Source organism: Priestia megaterium NBRC 15308 = ATCC 14581, assembly GCF_000832985.1.
GTDB lineage: Bacteria > Bacillota > Bacilli > Bacillales > Bacillaceae_H > Priestia > Priestia megaterium.
In genome coordinates this window covers 2,277,501-2,299,440 of the sequence record NZ_CP009920.1, presented here as the reverse complement: position 1 = coordinate 2,299,440, position 21,940 = coordinate 2,277,501, and the positions used below count along the sequence as shown (strand labels likewise).

Below are 21,940 nucleotides of genomic sequence, written 5' to 3'. Positions count from 1 at the left end.
GTTTTATACGTATGTAAAAATTGCTGTTATGAACGCTCTTTCACTGCTTCTGCTTTTAGCAAATCACGAATTTCTGTTAAGATCTCTTCTTCTTTTGACAGAACAGCCACTTCTTCCTCTACTTTCTCTTCTTCTTTTCTCTTAAAACGATTAAAGAAACGAATAAATAAGAAAATCGAGAATGCGACAATTAAGAAATCAACAATTGTTTGAATAAAAGATCCATATAATACCGTAGCTTTTCCAACTGTGAAGGATAAATCTTTAAAGTCTATCCCTGCTAACAACAAACCAATCAGCGGCATAATAATATCATTTACAAGAGACGTGACAATTTTTCCAAATGCCGCTCCAATAATAACCCCGACAGCTAAATCTAATACGTTTCCACGTAAAGCAAACTCTTTAAATTCTTTAAGCATCTGTTTCTTTCACCTCCTGCCCTTCATTTCAAACTTTCATGATAATACATCCTAAATTAAACAGACAAGGTGCATTTTCATTTTTTTCTTTTTTATGAGATATATACCAGACCTTTAGTTGTATTTCTGCCCAGATTTTTACTTTATATTCGCTTATAAATAAAATGCACTTTCAGTTTTCATTCAGGAAAGATTCATATTCAGTCCATTTTCCTTTTATACACTAATAGCATGTAATTCATTAAATATGTAAACGAACAATAGAGGAGATGGCTAGAACGTGAGAAAAATTATACTGCAAGCAGCTGCTTTATGCCTCGCAGCTATTATCAGCATTTCTTATACAGCAAGTGCGGCGAATGCAAGTGAAAACGCAGCAAGTGGAGATTTAATTATTAATAAAAAAACAAATCAGCTTGCTTATTTTCATAATGGAAAGTTAGAAAAGACGTATTCAGTAGCTACGGGAAAAACATGGAGCGATACGCCGGTAGGCTTTTTCAAGATTGTTAACAAAATTAAAAATCGCCCTTACTATACAGGGCATATTGCAGGAGGCGCTTCTAATAATCCTCTTGGCTCTCGCTGGCTAGGGCTTAATGCAAACGGCACAACCGGCGACACATACGCTATTCACGGCAATAACTCAGAAGATAGCATCGGCAAATATGTAAGCCACGGCTGCGTACGAATGCATAATGCGGATGTGGAAGAATTATTCAATAAAGTGGCAGTAGGAACATCTGTAACTATTACGTATTCATCCAAAACCTTTGAAGAGCTGGCAAAAGTATACGGCTACGGACAGCTATGAAAAAATAAAAGCTTATCCAAGAAATCTGGATAAGCTTTTATCCTTCTCTATTCCCATACATGAGCTCCGTACTGTGTGAATATAGCTCAATAATATTCCCAAACGGATCTTCACAATAAACCAAGTAATAAGGTTTTCCAGGTCTTGTATTCCATACTTGGCTTCGCTTTTTACCACCTGATTGTTCGATTTTATCCGCTAACTTTTCCACGTCCTCGGCTATTAAACACATGTGAAAATAACTTTGATACTGCTCATCGCTGTCTTTTAATACAAGAGGCCTTTGCGGCTTATTAAATTCAAACAGTTCAATGCCTACCTGGTTGTCAGCTGTCATGTGAGCATTTTTCATTTTTTTGATATGAGACCCCAGTAAATCTTGAGTCATATTTTCAGCTTTTTCTTCCTCCGCATTAAACGTATAAGGACCGGAAATCAGCTTAAAACCTAAAACTTTTCCATACCACTGCACGGCTTCTTCTACATCAGGTACAGCTAATCCAACGTGCGTAATAGCTACCATTTTATCACCCTCCTATACACAAACATTCCCTTTCTGCTAAAAGAAAAACAGCCCATTTAAAATGGACTGTTTACACGCACTAAATTCATTTACGATTTTAAAGCATTATATTGAGCAATGATTTCTTTTGTTAAATCATTACTTGCCTCTAACCCACTAATCTCTTTTAATACATACTCAATATCATACTCATGAATATTCGCTTGAAGCTTCATAGCCTCTTTATCTTCTTGCGGGTCAAATAAAAGCGCAGCGGCGATAGCCTTTGCTAAGTAGGTATAAGAAAGGCCCGCTTTTTTTGCTTCTAGCGCTGGACGAATCAAACGATCTTGAGGTCCAAGCTTGCGAATTGGCGCTCTTCCTACCCTTTTAACTGAATCATTTAAATGAGGATTTTTAAAGCGCTCAATGATTTTAGTAATATAGGCTTCATGTTCCTCTCTATCTAAGTCATATCTTTTAATTAGATAGTTTCCTGTTTCTTGTAGCGTTTGCTGTACTTGTTCATAAATATCTGAATCTCTTAACGTTTGATCAATTGTTTCTTTTCCTTTTAAATAACCAAAATATGCAATTACCGCGTGTCCCGTATTCACTGTAAATAACTTTCTTTCAATAAAAGGAGCAAGGTCAGGCACAATCGTCATTCCTTCTACAAACGGAATATCTTCAGGTGCCTCTACTACCCATTCATAATAGGATTCTACTAAAACATCAAGCGAACCTTGGTCATGTTGAATAGGCACGATACGATCTACAGCTGAATTGAAGAAAAAGACCTTATTTATCATATGAGCTTTTGTCTCTTCATCCAGTGCGTCAAAAATATAGCCTTTTAATAAATCTGTTGCAGAGATTTGATTTTCACATGCAATAATATATACATTTTCGTCGCTTGCTTTTACACGTTCAGCCAAACCTTTAGCAATTAAAGGAGCAATTCGCGGCAGAACGTTCGGTCCGATGGCCGTCGTAATGTACGTTGCTTCTTTAATCGCTTTAATGACCGCTTGTTCTTGTGTCAGATTATTTAAACCAGATACGTTTTGAACAGCTAATGTCTCGGGATGCTCTGCGGCTGTTATTACGTTATACCCTTTATCTGCGTTTAACTGATTAATAACCTTTTCAGCAATATCTACGAATGTGACGTGATAGTTGCTTTGAGAAAACAATGCCCCAATGAATCCTCGACCAATATTGCCTGCTCCAAAATGAACTGCTTGCTTCACAAAAATCATTCCTTTATCAAATTATTTCGAAGGTACTCATGAAACGTATCCTCTAGCTTTTTGCGAATTATCTCTTCGTTCGAAGACGAAAAAATCATCATTGCTTCATGATCTTCAATTAAACTGGTACTAATTAAACTTAAAATTTCTTGCTGTGCTTCACTTAACTCTTCAGGTGCGAGCATTAATAGAAGGTTACGCGCCTGCATGTTTGTTCCGTCCATACCTTTAACTGTGCAAGGCTGTTCTAAATGTGAAACTTGAAAAATCAGCTCTTTCACGTGATGTTCACGGCAATGGAACAGTGCCATACTCGTTTGCGGAATGCCTAAACCGCCTTTGTTTTCTCGTTCCTTAAGCTGATGAATAACGCAGCTGGCATTGGTTATTAAACGTTCTTTTTCAGCAGCGCGTACTACGTGCGAAATCACTTGATCGTGACTCACTTCATCCGAAAATCGATACATCCTAAGGTTTTGAAGAATTGATTCGATACTTCCATGCACATCTTTAATTTGCTTCATCGTTTCCTCAAAAGACGGTTTTTCTGTAGAAGCGGTCTTATTTTTATATTGGAACGAACGGTAGTCCTTATCTTTGGTTAACTTTTGAATGTTTTTCTGTAAAAAATTCTGGACGGATTGAATATCCTCTTCCGTTAAGAGTGGATTGACTAAAATGTAATCGACATTTAAAAAAGGCAGCCTTACTGTTGAAATCACTACGTCATACCCTTCAAGCGCGGCTTCTTTGATTTCTTTTACCGATTTAATGACAACTGAATTAATCTCCGGAATCTCTTTACGAATACGGCTAGCTAACATTTTCGAGGTGCCAATTCCAGTTGGACAGACAATCAGCGCCTGAATTTCCATGACTTCTTCTTTTAGCACTAGCGTTGAACCAAAATGCAAAACAAGATATGCTACTTCATCATCTGGAAAAACTAAATCCGGTAGCTCTTGATCGATACTGTTTCTCACAGCCATAAATAAAACAGGGTACTTTTTCTTAATCTCTTCTGTTAATGGATTAAAAAGCTCCATTTTTTGCTTAAGACGAAAAATGGCCGGTTCCATATGAGCAAGCAGCCCTTGGTAAAGGGAAAAATCACCAGTTAAGTCGGTGTTAAGCTGAACAGAAACGTGAGCAATCATATTCTTAATAATCTGCCCAACCACTACGCTGTCGTAATATACGTCTCTAGTAGTTTGGAACTTTGCTGCACGCAGCCGCACTGCTAAGAAATGAATATCTTTTTCTGTAAAAGAAAGAGAAAATATCCGTTCAATTTCGCGGCAAATATCCTTCATTAAAAACATTTCACTCGCCAGTTCTTCCATTTGGCCGCCGTCGTCTTCTAGATACATTTGCTTTTTCGTTCGCTGTATCATAATGCAAATATGAACAATGAGCCCTATATAATCGCTGTCAGCCAGCTTAGAATGATGCTGATTAATCGCTTGATGTATAATTCTGTCTACTTCTGCCAAATAATCCGGATAAAAATAGTGCAAAATCGTTTCATCCGTATGCTGCTGATTTTCTGCTAAAAACAAGCACTCAATTAACTCTTCATTAAAGTGAACAAGAAAATAATTAGCTAATGCTTTTCGTTTATTGGCTTCAGTAGCTTGAACCTCTACTCCCACCCCTCTCTTTCGATGAAGGAGAACGTCAAATGTGGTTAACCACTCTGTTAATTCATCTAAATAAGCAGTTAGTGTAGTGATACTTACTTCTAAGTCTTTAGCCAGCGTTTGTAATTTAAATGAATCCCCTTCTTCTAGAAGAAGAATTAAAAGAATTAATTTTCTTTCCTGTGGAGACTGATCCGTCGTTTTAATCTTCATCAGCTCTTGAATAAGGCGAAAAATTTGTTCATTTTTACCTTCAATCATTAGTCCTTCATCTTGTGTACGAATCAGCTTCAAATCAAATTTTTCAAGTATTGATTCAATTGCCTTCAAATCTCGGTGAACAGTTCTTACACTTACATTCAAAAAAGTAGCAAGTGTAAGGGCTGTATGTTTTCCTGCCGTTTTAATAATTAACTCAATGATTGATTTTTCTCTTGAAGTAATAAACAAGAACATCAACTCTTTTCTTATTTATAAACAAAGGATAAAAAGGCATCTTCATGCCTTTCTATCCCGTTAGTTACGTTGAATAATAGTCATTAATTCTTTAGCTGATTTGGCATGAACCATCTTTTCAATATTGTCCATATCAGAACATGTAATCGCGATACCAGATAAAATTTCTAAATGGGTGCCGTCTTTTCCGGCAATTCCAAAAATCAAACGAACTTTCTCACCATCAAAATCAACGCCTTCTGGCACTTGAATCACTGTAAAACCGGATCTTAAAACGTTCTTTTTCGCTTCTTCCGTACCGTGCGGAATCGCCACGTCATTTCCCATATAAGTAGAAGTCATATTGTCGCGCTCAATCATCGCTTCAACGTAGTTTTCTTCTACATATCCGCCTTTTACTAACACACTTCCTGCAAATCGAATTGCTTCTTCCTTAGAAGAAAAGTGCTGATTCAAGAAAACGTTTTCTTCTTTTAATAAACCATCATTACTATCTGTATTATTTTCTGCAGATACTTTTTTTTCTTCTTCCGCTTTAGAAGTAGTATGATCATTTTTTAGTTGATCAATTAGTTTGTCATATTCCGGACTAGATAGAAAATTATCAACCGAGATATGATACGCATCTGGAACTTTATTTTGAGCTCTTGGCGTCAGCTCTTTCTGTGTAATAACGATTTGAGCCTCACTTGGAATATTGCTGATGGCTGTATTCGTTACCGAAATATTTAAATTTGCTTGTTTAACTTTCTTGCGAAGAAGAGAGGCGCCCATCGCACTCGATCCCATACCTGCGTCACAGGCAAAAACAATTTTCTGAACGCTTGCTGGTACTTCTCCTTGCTGTTTTGTAAAGCTTCCTGCTACAGAGCTCTTCTTGCCTTTCATCTCTTGCATTTTGCGAGCTGCTTCATCCAAATCTTCTGTTTGCTTGCCCGTTTTTAAAATTAACGAACCTACAATAAACGATACGATGGCTGCAACGAGAACACCGGAGATATTTGCAACATAGCTGCCTGCATTACCTGGTGTAGCAGCTAAAATAGCCAAAATACTTCCTGGTGAAGCAACCGCTTGTAAGCCTCCGCCTAAAAGAACAAATGTAAATACGCCGCTCATTCCGCCTAAAATAGCCGCAATGATTAGAAGCGGACGCATTAAAACGTAAGGGAAGTAAATTTCGTGAATTCCGCCAATAAAATGAATGATGGCCGCTCCCGGCGCTGACTGTTTTGCTGTTCCTTTTCCAAAGAAGCAATACGCTAACAGAATTCCTAACCCCGGACCAGGGTTTGTTTCTAATAACAATAGAATGGACTGTCCATTTGTTCGAATTTGTTCTGCTCCGATCGGAGATAAGATACCGTGATTAATAGCATTGTTTAAGAATAAAATTTTAGCTGGTTCAATTAGAATACTTGTAAGTGGAAGAAGGCCATGTGCAACCATCCAATCTACACCCACTACAAGCGCGCCTGTAAATCCGTCCACGGCTGGACTAACTCCTAAAAAGGCTAGAATTGCTAGAATTCCTCCAAGAATACCTGCTGAGAAATTATTAATTAACATCTCAAATCCTGTTTTGACTTTACCTTCAATAAACTGATCAAACTTCTTGATGATATAACCGCCAAGCGGCCCCATAATCATAGCGCCTAGAAACATCGGAATATCAGACCCAACGATGACGCCCATGGTGGCGATAGCACCTACAACGCCTCCTCGCTGATCGTGGACAAGCTTTCCTCCTGTGTAGCCGATTAGCAACGGAAGCAAATACTTGACCATTGGATCCACTAGTTTGGCAAGGTTTTCATTTGGAAAAAAGCCTGTTGGAATAAATAAAGCAGTAATAAGTCCCCATGCAATAAATGCTCCGATATTTGGCATAACCATTGAACTTAGAAAGTTCCCAAACTTTTGTACAGCTACTTTTATATTAGATTGAGCCATTTGCTCTCTTCCTTTCTCTACGTGATGATACTTTAATCGTAAGAGATTAAACGCTTTCATTCAATAAATAGGAAAACTAACTTTGTCGTACCACAGACAGACAAAGCTTTTAATTACATAAAAAAGCAGCTGAACTTTAAAAGTTCAGCTGCTTTCTAACTTAATATTTATCTAATTCACTTACAGGAGATTGAATAATAACCGGATTTTTCTCTGGATTTAACCATTTTAAAATAGAGACAACTTGTTCTTTAGAAGTAGCCGTACATCCTGCGGTATAATTTGTTCCTACATGGAAGAAGATTGCACTTCCCTTTCCTGGCGTTCTAGATTCGTTATAATTAATGACAAACCCATAGTCGTAAGCCGGGATGTCCATGTTCTCAGCGCTCGTCCAGCGGCCATTAGCCGGCTTTTGCTGCCACGTATTATATAGAGAGCTTTTTGAATCGTCTACCCACACATCATTTGCTGTAATCTTTCGATATGGAAGCTTAGTTCCAGGGTTTGCATAGCGTCCGAATGCTGTGCCAATTGTATATTTCCCTGTCGGAGATTCCATATCTCCTTCTTTTTTCGATAAAGCGAATCCTTTTTGTCCAAGTACACCGTTCGCAGTTAAAACTTGCTTCCATTTCCCATCAACTTTTTCAAACGTTTGAATTTTAGCAGACTTCGTATCGTAGTTATCTGCTGTAACCAAGATGACTTGCTGAGCGTTACCTAACGTTTTAAAAGAATCCACTACGAGCTTTGGAGACGCTGTAGCTGAAGCCTGTACATAGTCACTGCTTACATAGCCTGTGCGGCCGTTATAGTTAATCTTGTACCAGCTTCCGCTTTTGCTCACCACAGACAGCTTCTGGCCTTTTGTCACACTTCCTATGGATGCATAATTGGTGCCCGCTCCGCTTCTTACGTTCAGCATGCTTGCCGTTACTGTGTACGTTGTGCTTTCTGCTGGTAGAGTTGTTGTTCCTGATGCTTGTACATAATCGCTGCTTACGTAGCCCATGCGGCCGTTATAGTTAATTTTGTACCAGCTTCCGCTTTTGCTCACCACAGACAGCTTCTGGCCTTTTGTCACGCTTCCTATGGATGCATAATTGGTGCCTGCTCCGCTTCTTACATTCAGCATGCTTGCCGTTACTGTGTACGTTGTGCTTTCTGCTGGTGGAGTTGTTGTTCCTGATGCTTGTACATAATCGCTGCTTACGTAGCCCATGCGGCCGTTATAGTTAATTTTGTACCAGCTTCCGCTTTTGCTCATCACAGATAGCGCTTGACCTTTCACTACGCTGCCGATAATCCCGTAAGTCGTTCCCGCTCCGCTTCTCACATTTAGCTTGCTTGCCGTCACTTTATATGTAACCGTCGCTGCATATGCCTTTTCTTGATTTCCCCCGATTGAGCCAAAGCCAGGCGTTACAGCCGTTGCAAGTGTAGCTGTTAACGCCATCCCCACCATTAATTTTTTCAACTGCTTTCCCTCCATTTATCTCTTATAAAATTCTACTATTTTCTATTCTTAATTCATTATCTTACCATATTCCAAAAGAAGGGAAAGGGTCAATAGATGCTTTTCACACGGCCTATAAAAAAAGACAGACCTCTTTGATAGGTCTGCCTCTTTCACTATTATCCTAAATCAACGTTGTGATATACTTGCTGCACATCTTCTAGGTCCTCTAATGCATCAATCATTTTTTCAAACTGAGCTTGTGCATCTTCAGGAAGAGTTACATCATTTTGAGCAAGCATCGTTTGCTCAGCTACTGTAAATTCCGTAATACCAGCATCGTTGAACGCTTTTTGTACCGCATGGAATTGATCCGGATCAGCATAAACAATTACAGAATCTTCTTCCTCTAAAATGTCACGCACGTCTACATCTGCTTCCATTAACAGTTCTAGCGTCTCTTCTTCATCCTTACCTTCTACACCAATAACAGCTGTTGGATCAAACATGTACGCTACTGATCCGCTTACTCCCATATTACCGCCGTTTTTACCAAAGGCAGCACGCACGTCTGAAGCTGTTCTGTTTACGTTATTCGTAAGAGCATCTACGATAACCATTGAGCCATTTGGTCCAAAACCTTCGTAACGAAGATTATCGTAATTTTCTTCTGATCCGCCTTTTGCTTTTTCAATCGCACGGTCAATAATTGCTTTTGGCACATTGTATGTTTTCGCGCGTTCTAATACAACTTTTAACGCTTGGTTTGATTCTGGATCTGGCTCGCCTTGTTTCGCAGCCACATAAATCTCACGGCCAAACTTGGCATATATACGACTTGTATTAGCATCTTTTGACGCTTTCTTTTCTTTAATATTGTTCCACTTACGGCCCATATTGTTTCACTCTCTTTCAAAATTGAATCTAATAAAATAAATAGGCAATGATATATCCGTCTTTATTATACATCAATTCCCTCTTATCTTTCGAGTTTAATACCTAAAAAAGACAAGCAATCTTTTGGTATATTTCATTAACTAAATAAATGAGAAAACCATTTGATAACCGGCTGAATGATTTTTGTATATACATTTTTAAGCGGTTTGTATATACATCTCATCCAAATCCACCGTAAAGGATAGTAGATCATATGAATTACGATCCGCTTAACTCCTTTCCAGAAACAGAGGAATATACGCTGACAAAATGAAACCACAGGAATAACAATTTCATTGTAAAATGGCAGCACAACATATTTCCAGAAAAGATAACAAGGATAACAAACTAGATACAACACAGGGTATAAAACATACTTCCATATAAATCTAGTTATAGGCAAAAAACATCGTTTCCAAACGAAGAGAATAAAAGGATAGATGAGGACACTCCATAGCCAAGAAATAGGATAAACGAACAAGAAACGTATAATGTATCTCCAAATGAAATCAATGACAGGTTGAATAATTCTTGTTCCTATCCATATGAGGGGCTTAGCGATAAAATATATCCATAGCTTACACAAAATTTGAAATACAAAATAAAAGGGAAAATACAAGACAAAAAAGATGCCTCGCAACACGTACTTTATACTTTGAGCCAATCCACTAATGCTTTCCACCTCCTTTTTAATAGCTGAGGTTCGTTCCTTTACCTATTTCATTATATAAAATAAATGGAGCAAGCAAATATATTTTTTAGCTCAATGAAACTTCTAGCATAAACGGTGTTTGTTCTCTTTCTCAGACATACAAAAACACCCTTCTATAATAGAAGGGTGTCTAGAACCTTATTATTCTACAGTAACTGATTTAGCTAAGTTACGTGGTTTATCTACATCGCAATCGCGGTGCAGTGCAGCGTAGTAAGAGATTAATTGTAAAGGAATAACCGCTGCTAGTGGTGAAAGTGTTTCATGAACTTTCGGAATCACGTAGCGATCTTCTTCTGTTTCTAATCCCTTCATTGAAATGATACAAGGATTAGCTCCACGTGCTACTACTTCTTTTACGTTACCACGGATGCTTAAGTTTACATGCTCTTGTGTTGCTAATGCAATAATTGGCGTATTGTTTTCAATTAAAGCGATTGTTCCGTGCTTAAGCTCTCCTCCAGCAAATCCTTCTGCTTGGATGTAAGAGATTTCTTTTAGTTTTAACGCACCTTCTAAGCCTACATAATAATCAACAGAACGTCCAATAAAGAATGCGTTGCGAGTTGTTGCTAAGAATTGAAGAGCAATGCTTTCCATTTCTTCTTTGTCGTCGCAAAGTACTTCCATTGTGTTTGCTACGATTGCTAACTCTTGAACTAAATCAAATTCTAATTCAATGCCGCGTGTTTTTGCTGTTACAGCCGCTAGAATTGATAGCACTGCTAATTGAGCTGTATAAGCTTTTGTTGATGCTACAGCAATTTCCGGACCTGCATGAAGTAATAACGTATAATCAGATTCACGAGATAATGTTGATCCCGGAACGTTTGTGATTGTTAACGCTTTGTAACCTAGTTCTTTAATTTGAACTAATACTGCACGGCTGTCAGCTGTTTCTCCACTTTGAGAAATAAAGATAAACAATGGCTTTTCAGATAAAAGCGGCATGTTGTAAGAGAATTCACTTGCTACGTGCACTTCTACTGGAACCTTCGCCCACGTTTCAATGAATTGTTTACCTACTAGGCCTGCATGATAGCTTGTTCCACATGCTACGATATAGATGCGGTCTGCTTCATCCATTGCTTCTAAAATGTCTGCATCAATGTGCAGTTCATTGTTCTCATTTTGATACTCTTGAATGATTTTACGAACAACTAAAGGCTGCTCGTCAATTTCTTTTAACATATAGTGAGGGTACGTACCTTTTTCAATATCACTTGCATCAAGCTCTGCTGTATAAGGGGCTCTTTCTACCACTTCACCATCAAGCGTTTTAATTGTTACGCCTTCTTTTGTAACAATTACTGTTTCTTTATCCATTAATTCTACGTACTGATCTGTTACTTGAAGCATTGCCATAGCATCACTCGCTACAACGTTAAATCCTTCACCAACACCTACAAGAAGCGGGCTTTTGTTTTTAGCTACATAGATTGTATTTTTATCTTCGTTATCAACAAGAGCTAGTGCATAAGAACCATGAAGCAAGCTTACTGTCTTACGGAACGCTTCTTCTACATCTAAGCCTTCTGCTGCGATTTTTTCAATTAACTGAACGATTACTTCTGTATCCGTTTCGCTTTTGAACGTTACATCTTGTAAATATTCACGTTTCAAAATAGCATAGTTTTCAATTACACCGTTATGCACAAGTGTGAAGCGTCCAGATGTACTTTGATGCGGGTGAGCATTTTCTTGGCTTGGTACACCATGAGTTGCCCAACGCGTATGACCGATACCTGCTGGTGCTACAACACTGTTATCTACTGCCTGACGCAATTCTGCAATACGGCCTTTTTCTTTGAATACGTGTACGCCTTCATTGTTAACAACTGCAATACCCGCTGAGTCATAGCCACGATATTCTAACTTTTCAAGACCACGTAATAAAATTTCTTTCGAATCTTCTGTTCCAATATATCCTACAATTCCGCACATAGATAAAATCCTCCTTCATGTATGAAAAGAGAGTCTCTTTTCATCATCAATGATTATCATCTCAATGCTTTTGTCCAATAAGTCACCTCATTGTTTTTCACATCAAGTTTTCGGCCGTGATAATCAACAACCGGGAGGCATCCGCCGATACTTCGATAAACCTCCTCCTCGTCAACTAAGTCGTTTCCGTCCCTTTACTTAGTTCAGGCGCTTTGTATTCACTTTTAAACTAGATTGTTCACTCCTTTACATAAATTAAGAGACGAACAGATTTAATATTACAATAAGAAGTGAGAAAACGTCAATTATCTTCTTTACTATCTGTAAAAACAGCCTTTAGCATTAGATAATTTCCAAGAATTTTTCTCAACAATATAAAAATATGCATAAGCAGCTTGAAACGTCACCGCTTATGCATATAATTAATGAATTACTCTAAGCCCATTTCTTCTTTTACTACTTCTACGATACGCGTTACATAAGTTTCACATTCTTCTTGTGTTTGTGCTTCAACCATCACACGTACTAACGGCTCTGTTCCTGAAGGGCGTACAAGTACTCGGCCATTACCGTTCATTTCTTTTTCCACTTCTTCAATAACTACTTTTACCTTCTCGTTATCTGTAACATGATGCTTATCTGTTACTTTTACATTTACAAGAAGCTGAGGATATTTCTTCATTTCAGCTGCTAATTCTGATAAAGGCTTTTTCGTTGCTTGCATAATGTTTACAAGCTGAATAGCTGAAAGCATACCGTCACCTGTTGTGTTGTAATCTAAGAAAATAATATGACCTGACTGTTCTCCACCTAGGTTATATTGATTAGCTTTCATTTCTTCTACTACATAACGGTCTCCTACACCAGTTTGTGCACTTTCAATCCCACTAGCTTCTAGTGCTTTATAGAAGCCTAAGTTACTCATAACGGTAGAAACAAGCGTGTTTTTCTTTAAACGTCCTTGTTCATATAAGTATTTTGCACAAATGAACATAATTTGATCACCGTCTACAATCTCGCCTTTTTCGTCGATTGCGATTAAACGATCTCCGTCTCCATCAAATGCTAATCCAACATCCGCTCCTTTTTCTTTTAAGAAGGCACTTAATGCTTCCGGATGTGTAGATCCTACACCGTCATTGATGTTTAATCCGTTTGGAGATGCCCCCATTGTAGAGATATCTGCATCTAGATCTGCAAATAAATGTGCTGCTAACGATGACGTTGCCCCGTGCGCACAGTCTAATGCCACATGAATACCTGAGAAGTCTTCATCAACCGTTTGTTTTAAGTATTGAAGATATTTTTGTCCACCTTCGAAATAGTCATTTACCTGACCTAAGTCTCCCCCAACAGGTCTTGGTAATTGATCTGTTTCACTATCCATTAACGCTTCAATTTCATTCTCTTGGGCATCTGAAAGTTTAAATCCATCTGGACCAAAGAATTTAATTCCGTTATCTTGAACTGGGTTATGCGAAGCAGAAATCATGACTCCTGCTTGTGCGCCAAGTGCTTTTGTTAAATACGCTACCCCTGGAGTTGAAATAACACCTAGTCGCATAACTTCTGCTCCAATTGAAAGCAATCCTGCAACAAGCGCTCCTTCTAACATATGACCAGAAACGCGTGTATCGCGTCCGATTAATACTTTTGGTCGCTCTGAATCTTTTGTTAGAACGTAACCACCTAAGCGTCCAATTTTAAAAGCAAGCTCAGGAGTTAATTCACTATTGGCAACTCCTCGTACTCCGTCTGTTCCAAAATACTTACCCATTAATTTTCTCTCCTTCATGTCAAAACATTTAGTTTCCTGATGTATTATCTGTCTGTCCATCTACGGGTGTAGAATTTTCATCACTTTGATTATTACTACTGTCGTCACCAGTTTCTGTACTATCTGTTGGTGTATCTGTATTGTCTTCAGGTGTATCAGTCTCTTCGCTTGGTTTATCAGCTGAATCACCTGAATCACCTGAATTTCCCGTCCCAGGATTTGTTCCTGATCCAGTTCCCGTGTCTGGCTTTGTTTCTTTATCGCTCGTGCTTCCACTTGTTTCTTTATCTGTTTGCTCATCATTTGTCCCTGATTGTTTTTTCGCTGTTACACGAACTTTTGCCTGTTTAGTCGATAGAGTTGATGTAACGGAGTCGGGACTATTTATTATAATAGGAACCGTGTGCTCCCCGGCAGATAAATTCTCTACATTCGCTGACAAGCTAATGCCGCTTTTCGTCAACTTATCTAAATCAGATTTTGGTCCTTTTACATCCGCATCTACTGAAGTAGGAGAAAGCAGTTCATACGTGTACTTTGAGGATTGACCAGTTAAAGAAACCGGTAAATTCTTAAATGACTTAGTCTCAGCTACACTTGCATCCGTTTCTTCTGCGTCTTTCTCATCACCTTGTTTGTCTACTTCGACATGAACGGTAATTTGTTTAGGACTTACACTATCTATTCCGTCTGGAACAGGGACATTCACCTTAATATCTTTAGATTTCGTAATACCGGTAACATCGACTGGAATATTATCAATTTTATCGATTTTTTCTAAAGAATCAGATGGACCGATAATTTTTACTGTATCTGTTTTAGGCTCTAGCTTCGTAATGTTGACACCGTCGCCTGGCGTGCCTTCTTGAATCACATCGACCGGCACTTTTTTACTAATATTTCTCACTGGGATTGTTACATTGACCGTTTCTGGTTGAACTGTTACGTTCAATTTATTTAAATTCTTGTCTAGTGCGACAACAGTTGCTTGTTTCGTCACTGTTTTTGAAGCATTATCTAAATCAATAATAGCTTTTACATAAGCAACTTGAGCCAATTGACTTGATGCGCCCGTTACCGTGACGGCTCTTGGACTAACGGTTGCTTCCCCTGCTTCATATCCATTCTTGACCTTGTTTTTATCATAGCTTGCCTCTACTGAAAACTGTTTTGAATCGCGTTCTTCAATTGTTACATTTACAATATCAGGCTTAACCACTACGTTTAAATTATCAGAGATATTTCGATACTGAACCTTGACTCTATGCTGCCCTAAGCTTAAATTATCAAGGTCAATATAAGCTTGATAATCTTTTTGTAGCTTTGTTTGAGCCAAAATATTTTTAGGACCTTCCAGTGTCATAATAACCGTATCCGGAACACCTCTTACAATTCTGTTCTTCTCATTATAGGATACTTGAACCGGAACATCTGTTAATGTTTCTACTCCAGTGTTGGCAGAACTGCTTCGGTTCAGAATCTTATTTGATGAACTGGCACCATCATCTAAATTAACAGATAAATATAACATGAAGGCTAACAGCAACGCGATAATTTTCATAACCCACGATCGATTCATCAATTTATCCATTCTTCTTCAACCTCCATTGCCAACGAGTGGAAGAAGTTGCTTTAGAAGTTGTGACTAATTCTTTTTCTAGCATTTCTCTCAATGTATCAATTGTCAATTCACGATACAATTCACCATTTTTGGTAACGGAAATGCCTCCAGTTTCTTCAGATACAATGACAGTCACACTATCTGTTACTTCACTTATTCCTACAGCAGCACGATGGCGAGTACCTAATTCTTTTGAAATAAAAGGACTTTCAGATAAAGGTAAGTAACATGCTGCAGCGGCTACTTGATCCCGCTGTAAAATAACCGCTCCATCATGAAGTGGTGTATTTGGTATAAATAAGTTGATTAATAATTCAGAAGAAATATTAGAGTTGAGCGGTATACCTGTTTCAATATAATCACCCATACCCGTCTCTCTTTCGATTGAGATCAATGCACCTATGCGTCTTTTAGCCATATAATGCGTTGCTTTTATAATCGCCTCAATCGTAACGGTACGTTCATCTTCTTCAGGCAAATTACTGCGTGAAAACAAACGTCCTCTCCCAAGTTGTTCAAGCGCTCGGCGCAGCTCTGGCTGGAAGATAATAATGATAGCTAAAAACCCATACGTTAACGCTTGGTCCATTAACCATTGCAGCGTATTTAGTCCAAGGAAGTTACTTATAAAGCGAACAACTAAAATCACTGTGATCCCTTTTAAAAGCTGTACTGCTTTTGTACCTCTTATGACCATAATTAATTTATATATGACGAACCATACCAGGAGAACATCAACAATTTTTCCTAAATATGAGAGGATTGGCAGGTCTCCAATAGGCATCTTCTCACTTCCTCTATATATGTAATAAAGATAACATAACCGTTTTATTATACCATAAAACAAAATTACACTGTAAATTACATCTTATTTTTAAATCCTTGTTCCTATATAATGTAGCCTTCTTTTTATATAAATAAAACCGTCCACTGTTCCTCTCTAACAAGATAAGCGGACGGTTTTATGTTTCAACTATTAAAAGTCAACAGCTTGTTTGGCATGAGTTTTGACGTTATACCATACCCAGTCAAAAATCTTGTCTAACTCTTCAATATTGCCTGTCACTTCTCCTGCAGAAGCTAGATACTTATCACCATGTATAACAGTAACGTTTCCATCTACTTTTCCTTCAATTTTAATATCGCCATTTCTCACAGTAATATCACCTTTGACGGTCTCACCTTTTGGTACAACGACTGTTTTATCGTGAATGACCAAGTTCGGCTGCTTTGAAACAGAAAAGTCTTCATCCGTTTCCCAAGCTGAAAACACGGTGCCGGACATTAACAGCACAAATACAGCAGCTGCACTAAGAATCGGGTGGTTTGTAAACCATCTATTCATTCGAATTCGATTCTTCTCACGTGGTAACCCAGCCATAACACCTGCTGTAAAGTTCATAGGTAATTCTATATGAGAAGTGCTTTGCACAAATGCAATGGTTCTTTTTAACTGATGCATATGCTGCTGACAACCTTTACATTGATGCAAATGCTCTTTTAATAACAGTTCATTTTCTTTTGTAATATCTCCATCTAAATGCTCATGAATGAGATTTACATACATTTTTGGACATTTCATTCTTAGTTCACTCCTTACAAGTGGCGAAGTCGATTTCTTAAAGCTTCACGTCCTCTGTGAATTCTAGTCTTTACCGTACCAAGAGGCAGGTCTAAAATATCGCTGATTTCTTTTAAAGACAGCTCATCTATATATTTTAGGACAATGACAGTTCGATATTTCTCAGGTAGCTTTAATATTTCCGACTGAATGAATTCTTGCAATTCTACTTGCTCTAGTTCTTCCTCTGGTAAGGCCTGATCGGCAGCTATTTGAGAGTACATATTTAACCCGTCGGTCCCGGCTACTTCTGCATCTAAATAATAGTCTGGCTTTTTTTTACGAATTCGATCAATACAAAGATTTGTAGCAATTCGATATAACCAGGTGGAAAACTTTTTACTCGTGTCATAGCTATGAATATTTACATAGGCTCGAATAAACGCTTCTTGGGCAGCGTCTTGCGCTTCTTCCCGGTTTCCTAACATTCGATAACATAGGTGAAAAAGTTTATCCTTGTGATATTCTACTATGTCAGCAAACGCATCCTGGTCACCTTTTTTTACTTTTTTTATTTTTCTTTTTAATAATAAATCCATGTAACGGTTACCTCCGCCCATTGCGGGATAGTATATATACGTGTACTTTATCATAAAGTTTCACTTATGCTTAATTATTTTAACAAAAATTTGTCAAATACGTTTAAAAAGATCATACGTAGGTTATGTAATTAGTATAGATGAAAATAAGAGGAGTGGAAAGCTTGACTCATACAAAAGAGAACCTTTTGAATCGAATTGAAGAATGCAGAAATAACATGGTCACTCTTGCAGCAGAAAACCCTTTATCATCACTAACAGTAGTGAGAGTCAGTTCAGAGCTAGATGGTTTATTAAATGAATATGAAAAGTTTTTCTCTATATAAAGAAGCTCTCGAATCCGAACTAAGAGCTTCTTTTTTTTTATGTTGATATATATTTCATGTACCTTTTGGTAGGTACTAATGTTTTATACTAATTTCTCTCCTAAAAGTGAGCCCATTAATGCAACAGCTACTGTAGCGGTTTTATTCCGTTCATCTAAAATAGGATTCACTTCCACAAACTCAGCAGAAGTGATTAGCTGAGATTCTGCTAACATCTCCATAGCTAAATGACTTTCTCTGTAGCTTATTCCACCGATGACCGGCGTTCCTACTCCAGGTGCATCATGTGGATCCAATCCATCTAAATCGAGTGATAGATGAACGCCATCTGTTTTTTCACGCAAATATAAAATTGTTTCTTCCATTACTTTTGTCATACCCATTCGATCTATCTCATGCATCGTATACACTTTAATCCCTTTTTCCTTTATTAACTCTTTTTCTCCTTCATCTAAAGAACGTGCTCCGATAATCACAATATTTTCAGGCTTGACTTTAGGTGTATAACCGCCAATTCGAGTCAATGCGTCGTCTCCTATACCTATACTTGCCGCCAATGGCATACCGTGAATATTTCCTGAAGGAGACGTATCTGCTGTATTCAAATCTCCGTGTGCATCATACCAAATCACGCCCAAGTTTTTATAATGACGACTTACTCCTGCTAGTGTTCCGATCGCGATGCTGTGATCTCCCCCTAGCACTAAAGGAAACCTTTTATTTGTAATAACATCACTTACGGTCTGAGCAAGCCTCTCGCTAGCATCTGCTACAGCTTTTAAATTCTTTAAGTTTGTATTTTCATCACTATGTACTCGTTCAGCTAAGGCAATTTCAATATTCCCTTTATCTTCTACACTATATCCAATATTCTCGATGCGTTCAATAACCCCTGCATATCGTATCGCACTTGGCCCCATATCGACCCCTCGGCGAGTTTGACCTAAATCCATTGGTACTCCAATAATTGAAAGCTTATTCATAATATGTCCCCCCATCACAAATGTTGCTACTCTCCTATTGTAACGGCTAAATGAGCGATGGCTCAACTCAACACTTTTTTGAATATATATACAATTCTAATTTGTAAAAACTACATAAAAAAACCTTTAAGCAAATTGCTTAAAGGTTGTACGTTTATATGTATGGTGGAGCCTAGCGGGATCGAACCGCTGACCTCCTGCGTGCAAGGCAGGCGCTCTCCCAGCTGAGCTAAGGCCCCAATATCTTTTTTTATATAGAAATGGAGCGGAAGACGAGGTTCGAACTCGCGACCCCCACCTTGGCAAGGTGGTGTTCTACCACTGAACTACTTCCGCTTATTAAAATGAGCCATGAAGGACTCGAACCTTCGACCCTCTGATTAAAAGTCAGATGCTCTACCAACTGAGCTAATGGCTCTCTATGGCTGGGCTAGCTGGATTCGAACCAACGCATGACGGAATCAAAATCCGTTGCCTTACCGCTTGGCGATAGCCCAATAAAATGGTGGAGGGGGGCAGATTCGAACTGCCGAACCCGAAGGAGCGGATTTACAGTCCGCCGCGTTTAGCCACTTCGCTACCCCTCCGATATAAATGGTGCCGGCAAGAGGACTTGAACCCCCAACCTACTGATTACAAGTCAGTTGCTCTACCAGTTGAGCTACACCGGCACGGTGGTGGAGGATGACGGGATCGAACCGCCGACCCCCTGCTTGTAAGGCAGGTGCTCTCCCAGCTGAGCTAATCCTCCACTATTATGTAGATAAAAATAAATGGTGACCCGTACGGGATTCGAACCCGTGTTACCGCCGTGAAAGGGCGGTGTCTTAACCGCTTGACCAACGGGCCAGTTGGCTCCACAGGTAGGACTCGAACCTACGACCGATCGGTTAACAGCCGATAGCTCTACCACTGAGCTACTGTGGAATAATAATAGCCTGGCAACGTCCTACTCTCACAGGGACAAAGTCCCAACTACCATTGGCGCTAAAGAGCTTAACTTCCGTGTTCGGTATGGGAACGGGTGTGACCTCTTCGCTATCGCCACCAGACATATTATATTATACATGATTTGATAAAGAAAGCAAGACTTTTTTAAAAAGTTTTGTTCTCTCAAAACTAGGTAACAGTTTGCTGAGTAAAGCTTACGCTTTTAAAGTTTGGTTAAGTCCTCGATCGATTAGTATCAGTCAGCTACACATGTCGCCACGCTTCCACCTCTGACCTATCAACCTGATCATCTTTCAGGGATCTTACTAGCTTACGCTATGGGAAATCTCATCTTGAGGGGGGCTTCATGCTTAGATGCTTTCAGCACTTATCCCGTCCACACATAGCTACCCAGCGATGCCTTTGGCAAGACAACTGGTACACCAGCGGTGTGTCCATCCCGGTCCTCTCGTACTAAGGACAGCTCCTCTCAAATTTCCTACGCCCACGACGGATAGGGACCGAACTGTCTCACGACGTTCTGAACCCAGCTCGCGTACCGCTTTAATGGGCGAACAGCCCAACCCTTGGGACCGACTACAGCCCCAGGATGCGATGAGCCGACATCGAGGTGCCAAACCTCCCCGTCGATGTGGACTCTTGGGGGAGATAAGCCTGTTATCCCCGGGGTAGCTTTTATCCGTTGAGCGATGGCCCTTCCATGCGGAACCACCGGATCACTAAGCCCGACTTTCGTCCCTGCTCGACTTGTAGGTCTCGCAGTCAAGCTCCCTTGTGCCTTTACACTCTACGAATGATTTCCAACCATTCTGAGGGAACCTTTGGGCGCCTCCGTTACATTTTAGGAGGCGACCGCCCCAGTCAAACTGCCCACCTGACACTGTCTCCCGGCCCGATCAGGGCCGCGGGTTAGAATTTCAATACAGCCAGGGTAGTATCCCACCGACGCCTCCACCGAAGCTAGCGCTCCGGCTTCTCAGGCTCCTACCTATCCTGTACAAGCTGTACCAAAATTCAATATCAGGCTACAGTAAAGCTCCACGGGGTCTTTCCGTCCTGTCGCGGGTAACCTGCATCTTCACAGGTACTATAATTTCACCGAGTCTCTCGTTGAGACAGTGCCCAGATCGTTACGCCTTTCGTGCGGGTCGGAACTTACCCGACAAGGAATTTCGCTACCTTAGGACCGTTATAGTTACGGCCGCCGTTTACTGGGGCTTCGATTCAGAGCTTCTCCCAAAGGATAACCCCTCCTCTTAACCTTCCAGCACCGGGCAGGCGTCAGCCCCTATACTTCGCCTTGCGGCTTCGCAGAGACCTGTGTTTTTGCTAAACAGTCGCCTGGGCCTATTCACTGCGGCTCTCTCGGGCTATACACCCTACCAGAGCACCCCTTCTCCCGAAGTTACGGGGTCATTTTGCCGAGTTCCTTAACGAGAGTTCTCTCGATCACCTTAGGATTCTCTCCTCGCCTACCTGTGTCGGTTTGCGGTACGGGCACCTCCCGCCTCGCTAGAGGCTTTTCTTGGCAGTGTGGAATCAGGAACTTCGGTACTATAATTCCCTCGTCATCACAGCTCAGCCTTTATGATGAGCGGATTTGCCTACTCATCAGCCTAACTGCTTGAACGCGCATATCCAGCAGCGCGCTTACCCTATCCTACTGCGTCCCCCCATTACTCAAACGGCGGGGAGGTGGTACAGGAATATCAACCTGTTGGCCATCGCCTACGCTTTTCAGCCTCGGCTTAGGTCCCGACTAACCCTGAGCGGACGAGCCTTCCTCAGGAAACCTTAGGCATTCGGTGGACAAGATTCTCACTTGTCTTTCGCTACTCATACCGGCATTCTCACTTCTAAGCGCTCCACCAGTCCTTACGGTCTGACTTCGCTGCACTTAGAACGCTCTCCTACCACTGACATCAAAGATGTCAATCCACAGCTTCGGTGATACGTTTAGCCCCGGTACATTTTCGGCGCAGAGTCACTCGACCAGTGAGCTATTACGCACTCTTTAAATGGTGGCTGCTT

The 21,940-nt window shown here is 39.9% G+C and carries 16 protein-coding genes, 9 tRNA genes and 2 rRNA genes (1 of these 27 running past the window's edge); 2 read left to right on the top strand and 25 right to left on the bottom strand.

The window, feature by feature from the left end; translation table 11 throughout:
- Positions 1 to 26: 26 nt before the first annotated feature.
- Complete coding sequence (gene mscL, locus BG04_RS12460) at positions 27 to 422, bottom strand: large conductance mechanosensitive channel protein MscL (protein ID WP_013081402.1); 396 nt, start codon at positions 420 to 422, stop codon at positions 27 to 29.
- A 280-nt stretch (positions 423 to 702) separates the two neighbouring features.
- On the opposite strand from mscL, the gene BG04_RS12455 reads away from it, so the two are divergent.
- Positions 703 to 1,236, top strand: coding sequence for a L,D-transpeptidase (locus BG04_RS12455; protein ID WP_034654880.1), 534 nt, complete (start codon positions 703 to 705; stop codon positions 1,234 to 1,236).
- 37 nt (positions 1,237 to 1,273) lie between these two features.
- Here the strand turns inward: BG04_RS12455 and BG04_RS12450 are convergent, their stop codons facing one another.
- From BG04_RS12450 to sigW, 12 genes are all read right to left on the bottom strand, one after another.
- Positions 1,274 to 1,759 carry a VOC family protein gene (locus BG04_RS12450; RefSeq protein WP_034654882.1) on the bottom strand — a complete coding sequence of 162 codons (486 nt, stop codon included), beginning with the start codon at positions 1,757 to 1,759 and terminating at the stop codon, positions 1,274 to 1,276.
- 89 nt (positions 1,760 to 1,848) lie between these two features.
- Positions 1,849 to 2,991, bottom strand: coding sequence for a mannitol-1-phosphate 5-dehydrogenase (locus BG04_RS12445; protein ID WP_034654884.1), 1,143 nt, complete (start codon positions 2,989 to 2,991; stop codon positions 1,849 to 1,851).
- Between the two features lie 5 nt (positions 2,992 to 2,996).
- The gene (locus tag BG04_RS12440; protein ID WP_034654886.1) at positions 2,997 to 5,087 is read right to left on the bottom strand and encodes a BglG family transcription antiterminator; all 2,091 of its coding nucleotides are present in this window, start codon (positions 5,085 to 5,087) and stop codon (positions 2,997 to 2,999) included.
- Positions 5,088 to 5,147: 60 nt separating this feature from the next.
- The gene (locus tag BG04_RS12435; protein ID WP_034654888.1) at positions 5,148 to 7,040 is read right to left on the bottom strand and encodes a PTS mannitol transporter subunit IICBA; all 1,893 of its coding nucleotides are present in this window, start codon (positions 7,038 to 7,040) and stop codon (positions 5,148 to 5,150) included.
- A 160-nt stretch (positions 7,041 to 7,200) separates the two neighbouring features.
- Complete coding sequence (locus BG04_RS12430) at positions 7,201 to 8,520, bottom strand: SH3 domain-containing protein (RefSeq protein ID WP_230586595.1); 1,320 nt, start codon at positions 8,518 to 8,520, stop codon at positions 7,201 to 7,203.
- Positions 8,521 to 8,678: 158 nt separating this feature from the next.
- Positions 8,679 to 9,395, bottom strand: coding sequence for a YebC/PmpR family DNA-binding transcriptional regulator (locus BG04_RS12425; RefSeq protein ID WP_013054976.1), 717 nt, complete (start codon positions 9,393 to 9,395; stop codon positions 8,679 to 8,681).
- Between the two features lie 893 nt (positions 9,396 to 10,288).
- Positions 10,289 to 12,091: a glutamine--fructose-6-phosphate transaminase (isomerizing) gene (glmS, locus tag BG04_RS12420; RefSeq protein ID WP_016762733.1), complete on the bottom strand. Its 1,803-nt coding sequence runs from the start codon at positions 12,089 to 12,091 to the stop codon at positions 10,289 to 10,291.
- A 430-nt stretch (positions 12,092 to 12,521) separates the two neighbouring features.
- Positions 12,522 to 13,868 carry a phosphoglucosamine mutase gene (glmM, locus tag BG04_RS12415; RefSeq protein ID WP_025753441.1) on the bottom strand — a complete coding sequence of 449 codons (1,347 nt, stop codon included), beginning with the start codon at positions 13,866 to 13,868 and terminating at the stop codon, positions 12,522 to 12,524.
- 28 nt (positions 13,869 to 13,896) lie between these two features.
- Complete coding sequence (locus BG04_RS12410) at positions 13,897 to 15,459, bottom strand: CdaR family protein (protein WP_034654893.1); 1,563 nt, start codon at positions 15,457 to 15,459, stop codon at positions 13,897 to 13,899.
- The gene (cdaA, locus tag BG04_RS12405; protein ID WP_013054971.1) at positions 15,452 to 16,273 is read right to left on the bottom strand and encodes a diadenylate cyclase CdaA; all 822 of its coding nucleotides are present in this window, start codon (positions 16,271 to 16,273) and stop codon (positions 15,452 to 15,454) included. The genes BG04_RS12410 and cdaA overlap by 8 nt, the downstream gene beginning before the upstream one ends.
- A gap of 192 nt (positions 16,274 to 16,465) precedes the next feature.
- Positions 16,466 to 17,071, bottom strand: a complete 606-nt coding sequence (locus BG04_RS12400; protein ID WP_013081391.1) for an anti-sigma factor family protein — start codon at positions 17,069 to 17,071, stop codon at positions 16,466 to 16,468.
- A gap of 14 nt (positions 17,072 to 17,085) precedes the next feature.
- Entirely contained in the window at positions 17,086 to 17,649 is a 564-nt protein-coding gene (gene sigW, locus BG04_RS12395; RefSeq protein WP_013054969.1) for an RNA polymerase sigma factor SigW, read from the bottom strand.
- Between the two features lie 164 nt (positions 17,650 to 17,813).
- Between sigW and BG04_RS29690 the strand changes: the two genes are divergently transcribed.
- A complete protein-coding gene (locus BG04_RS29690) occupies positions 17,814 to 17,975 on the top strand; it encodes an aspartyl-phosphate phosphatase Spo0E family protein (protein WP_013081390.1) in 162 nt (53 codons plus the stop codon).
- Positions 17,976 to 18,058: 83 nt separating this feature from the next.
- Here BG04_RS29690 and rocF read toward each other — a convergent pair whose 3' ends face one another.
- From rocF to BG04_RS12335, 12 genes are all read right to left on the bottom strand, one after another.
- On the bottom strand, positions 18,059 to 18,958 hold the full coding sequence (gene rocF, locus BG04_RS12390; protein ID WP_034654894.1) for an arginase: 900 nt from the start codon (positions 18,956 to 18,958) through the stop codon (positions 18,059 to 18,061).
- Positions 18,959 to 19,121: 163 nt separating this feature from the next.
- A tRNA-Ala gene (locus BG04_RS12385) sits at positions 19,122 to 19,197 on the bottom strand.
- Positions 19,198 to 19,219: 22 nt separating this feature from the next.
- Positions 19,220 to 19,294 (bottom strand) — tRNA-Gly (locus BG04_RS12380).
- 9 nt (positions 19,295 to 19,303) lie between these two features.
- Positions 19,304 to 19,376, bottom strand: a tRNA-Lys gene (locus tag BG04_RS12375).
- A 4-nt stretch (positions 19,377 to 19,380) separates the two neighbouring features.
- A tRNA-Gln gene (locus BG04_RS12370) sits at positions 19,381 to 19,455 on the bottom strand.
- A gap of 6 nt (positions 19,456 to 19,461) precedes the next feature.
- Positions 19,462 to 19,545: transfer RNA gene (locus BG04_RS12365), tRNA-Tyr, on the bottom strand.
- A gap of 8 nt (positions 19,546 to 19,553) precedes the next feature.
- Positions 19,554 to 19,629 (bottom strand) — tRNA-Thr (locus tag BG04_RS12360).
- 4 nt (positions 19,630 to 19,633) lie between these two features.
- Positions 19,634 to 19,709: transfer RNA gene (locus BG04_RS12355), tRNA-Val, on the bottom strand.
- A 23-nt stretch (positions 19,710 to 19,732) separates the two neighbouring features.
- Positions 19,733 to 19,807, bottom strand: a tRNA-Glu gene (locus BG04_RS12350).
- A gap of 3 nt (positions 19,808 to 19,810) precedes the next feature.
- Positions 19,811 to 19,885: transfer RNA gene (locus BG04_RS12345), tRNA-Asn, on the bottom strand.
- A gap of 9 nt (positions 19,886 to 19,894) precedes the next feature.
- Positions 19,895 to 20,010 (bottom strand): 5S ribosomal RNA (gene rrf, locus BG04_RS12340).
- Positions 20,011 to 20,118: 108 nt separating this feature from the next.
- Positions 20,119 to 21,940 (bottom strand): 23S ribosomal RNA (locus BG04_RS12335); it runs 1,114 nt beyond the window's last position.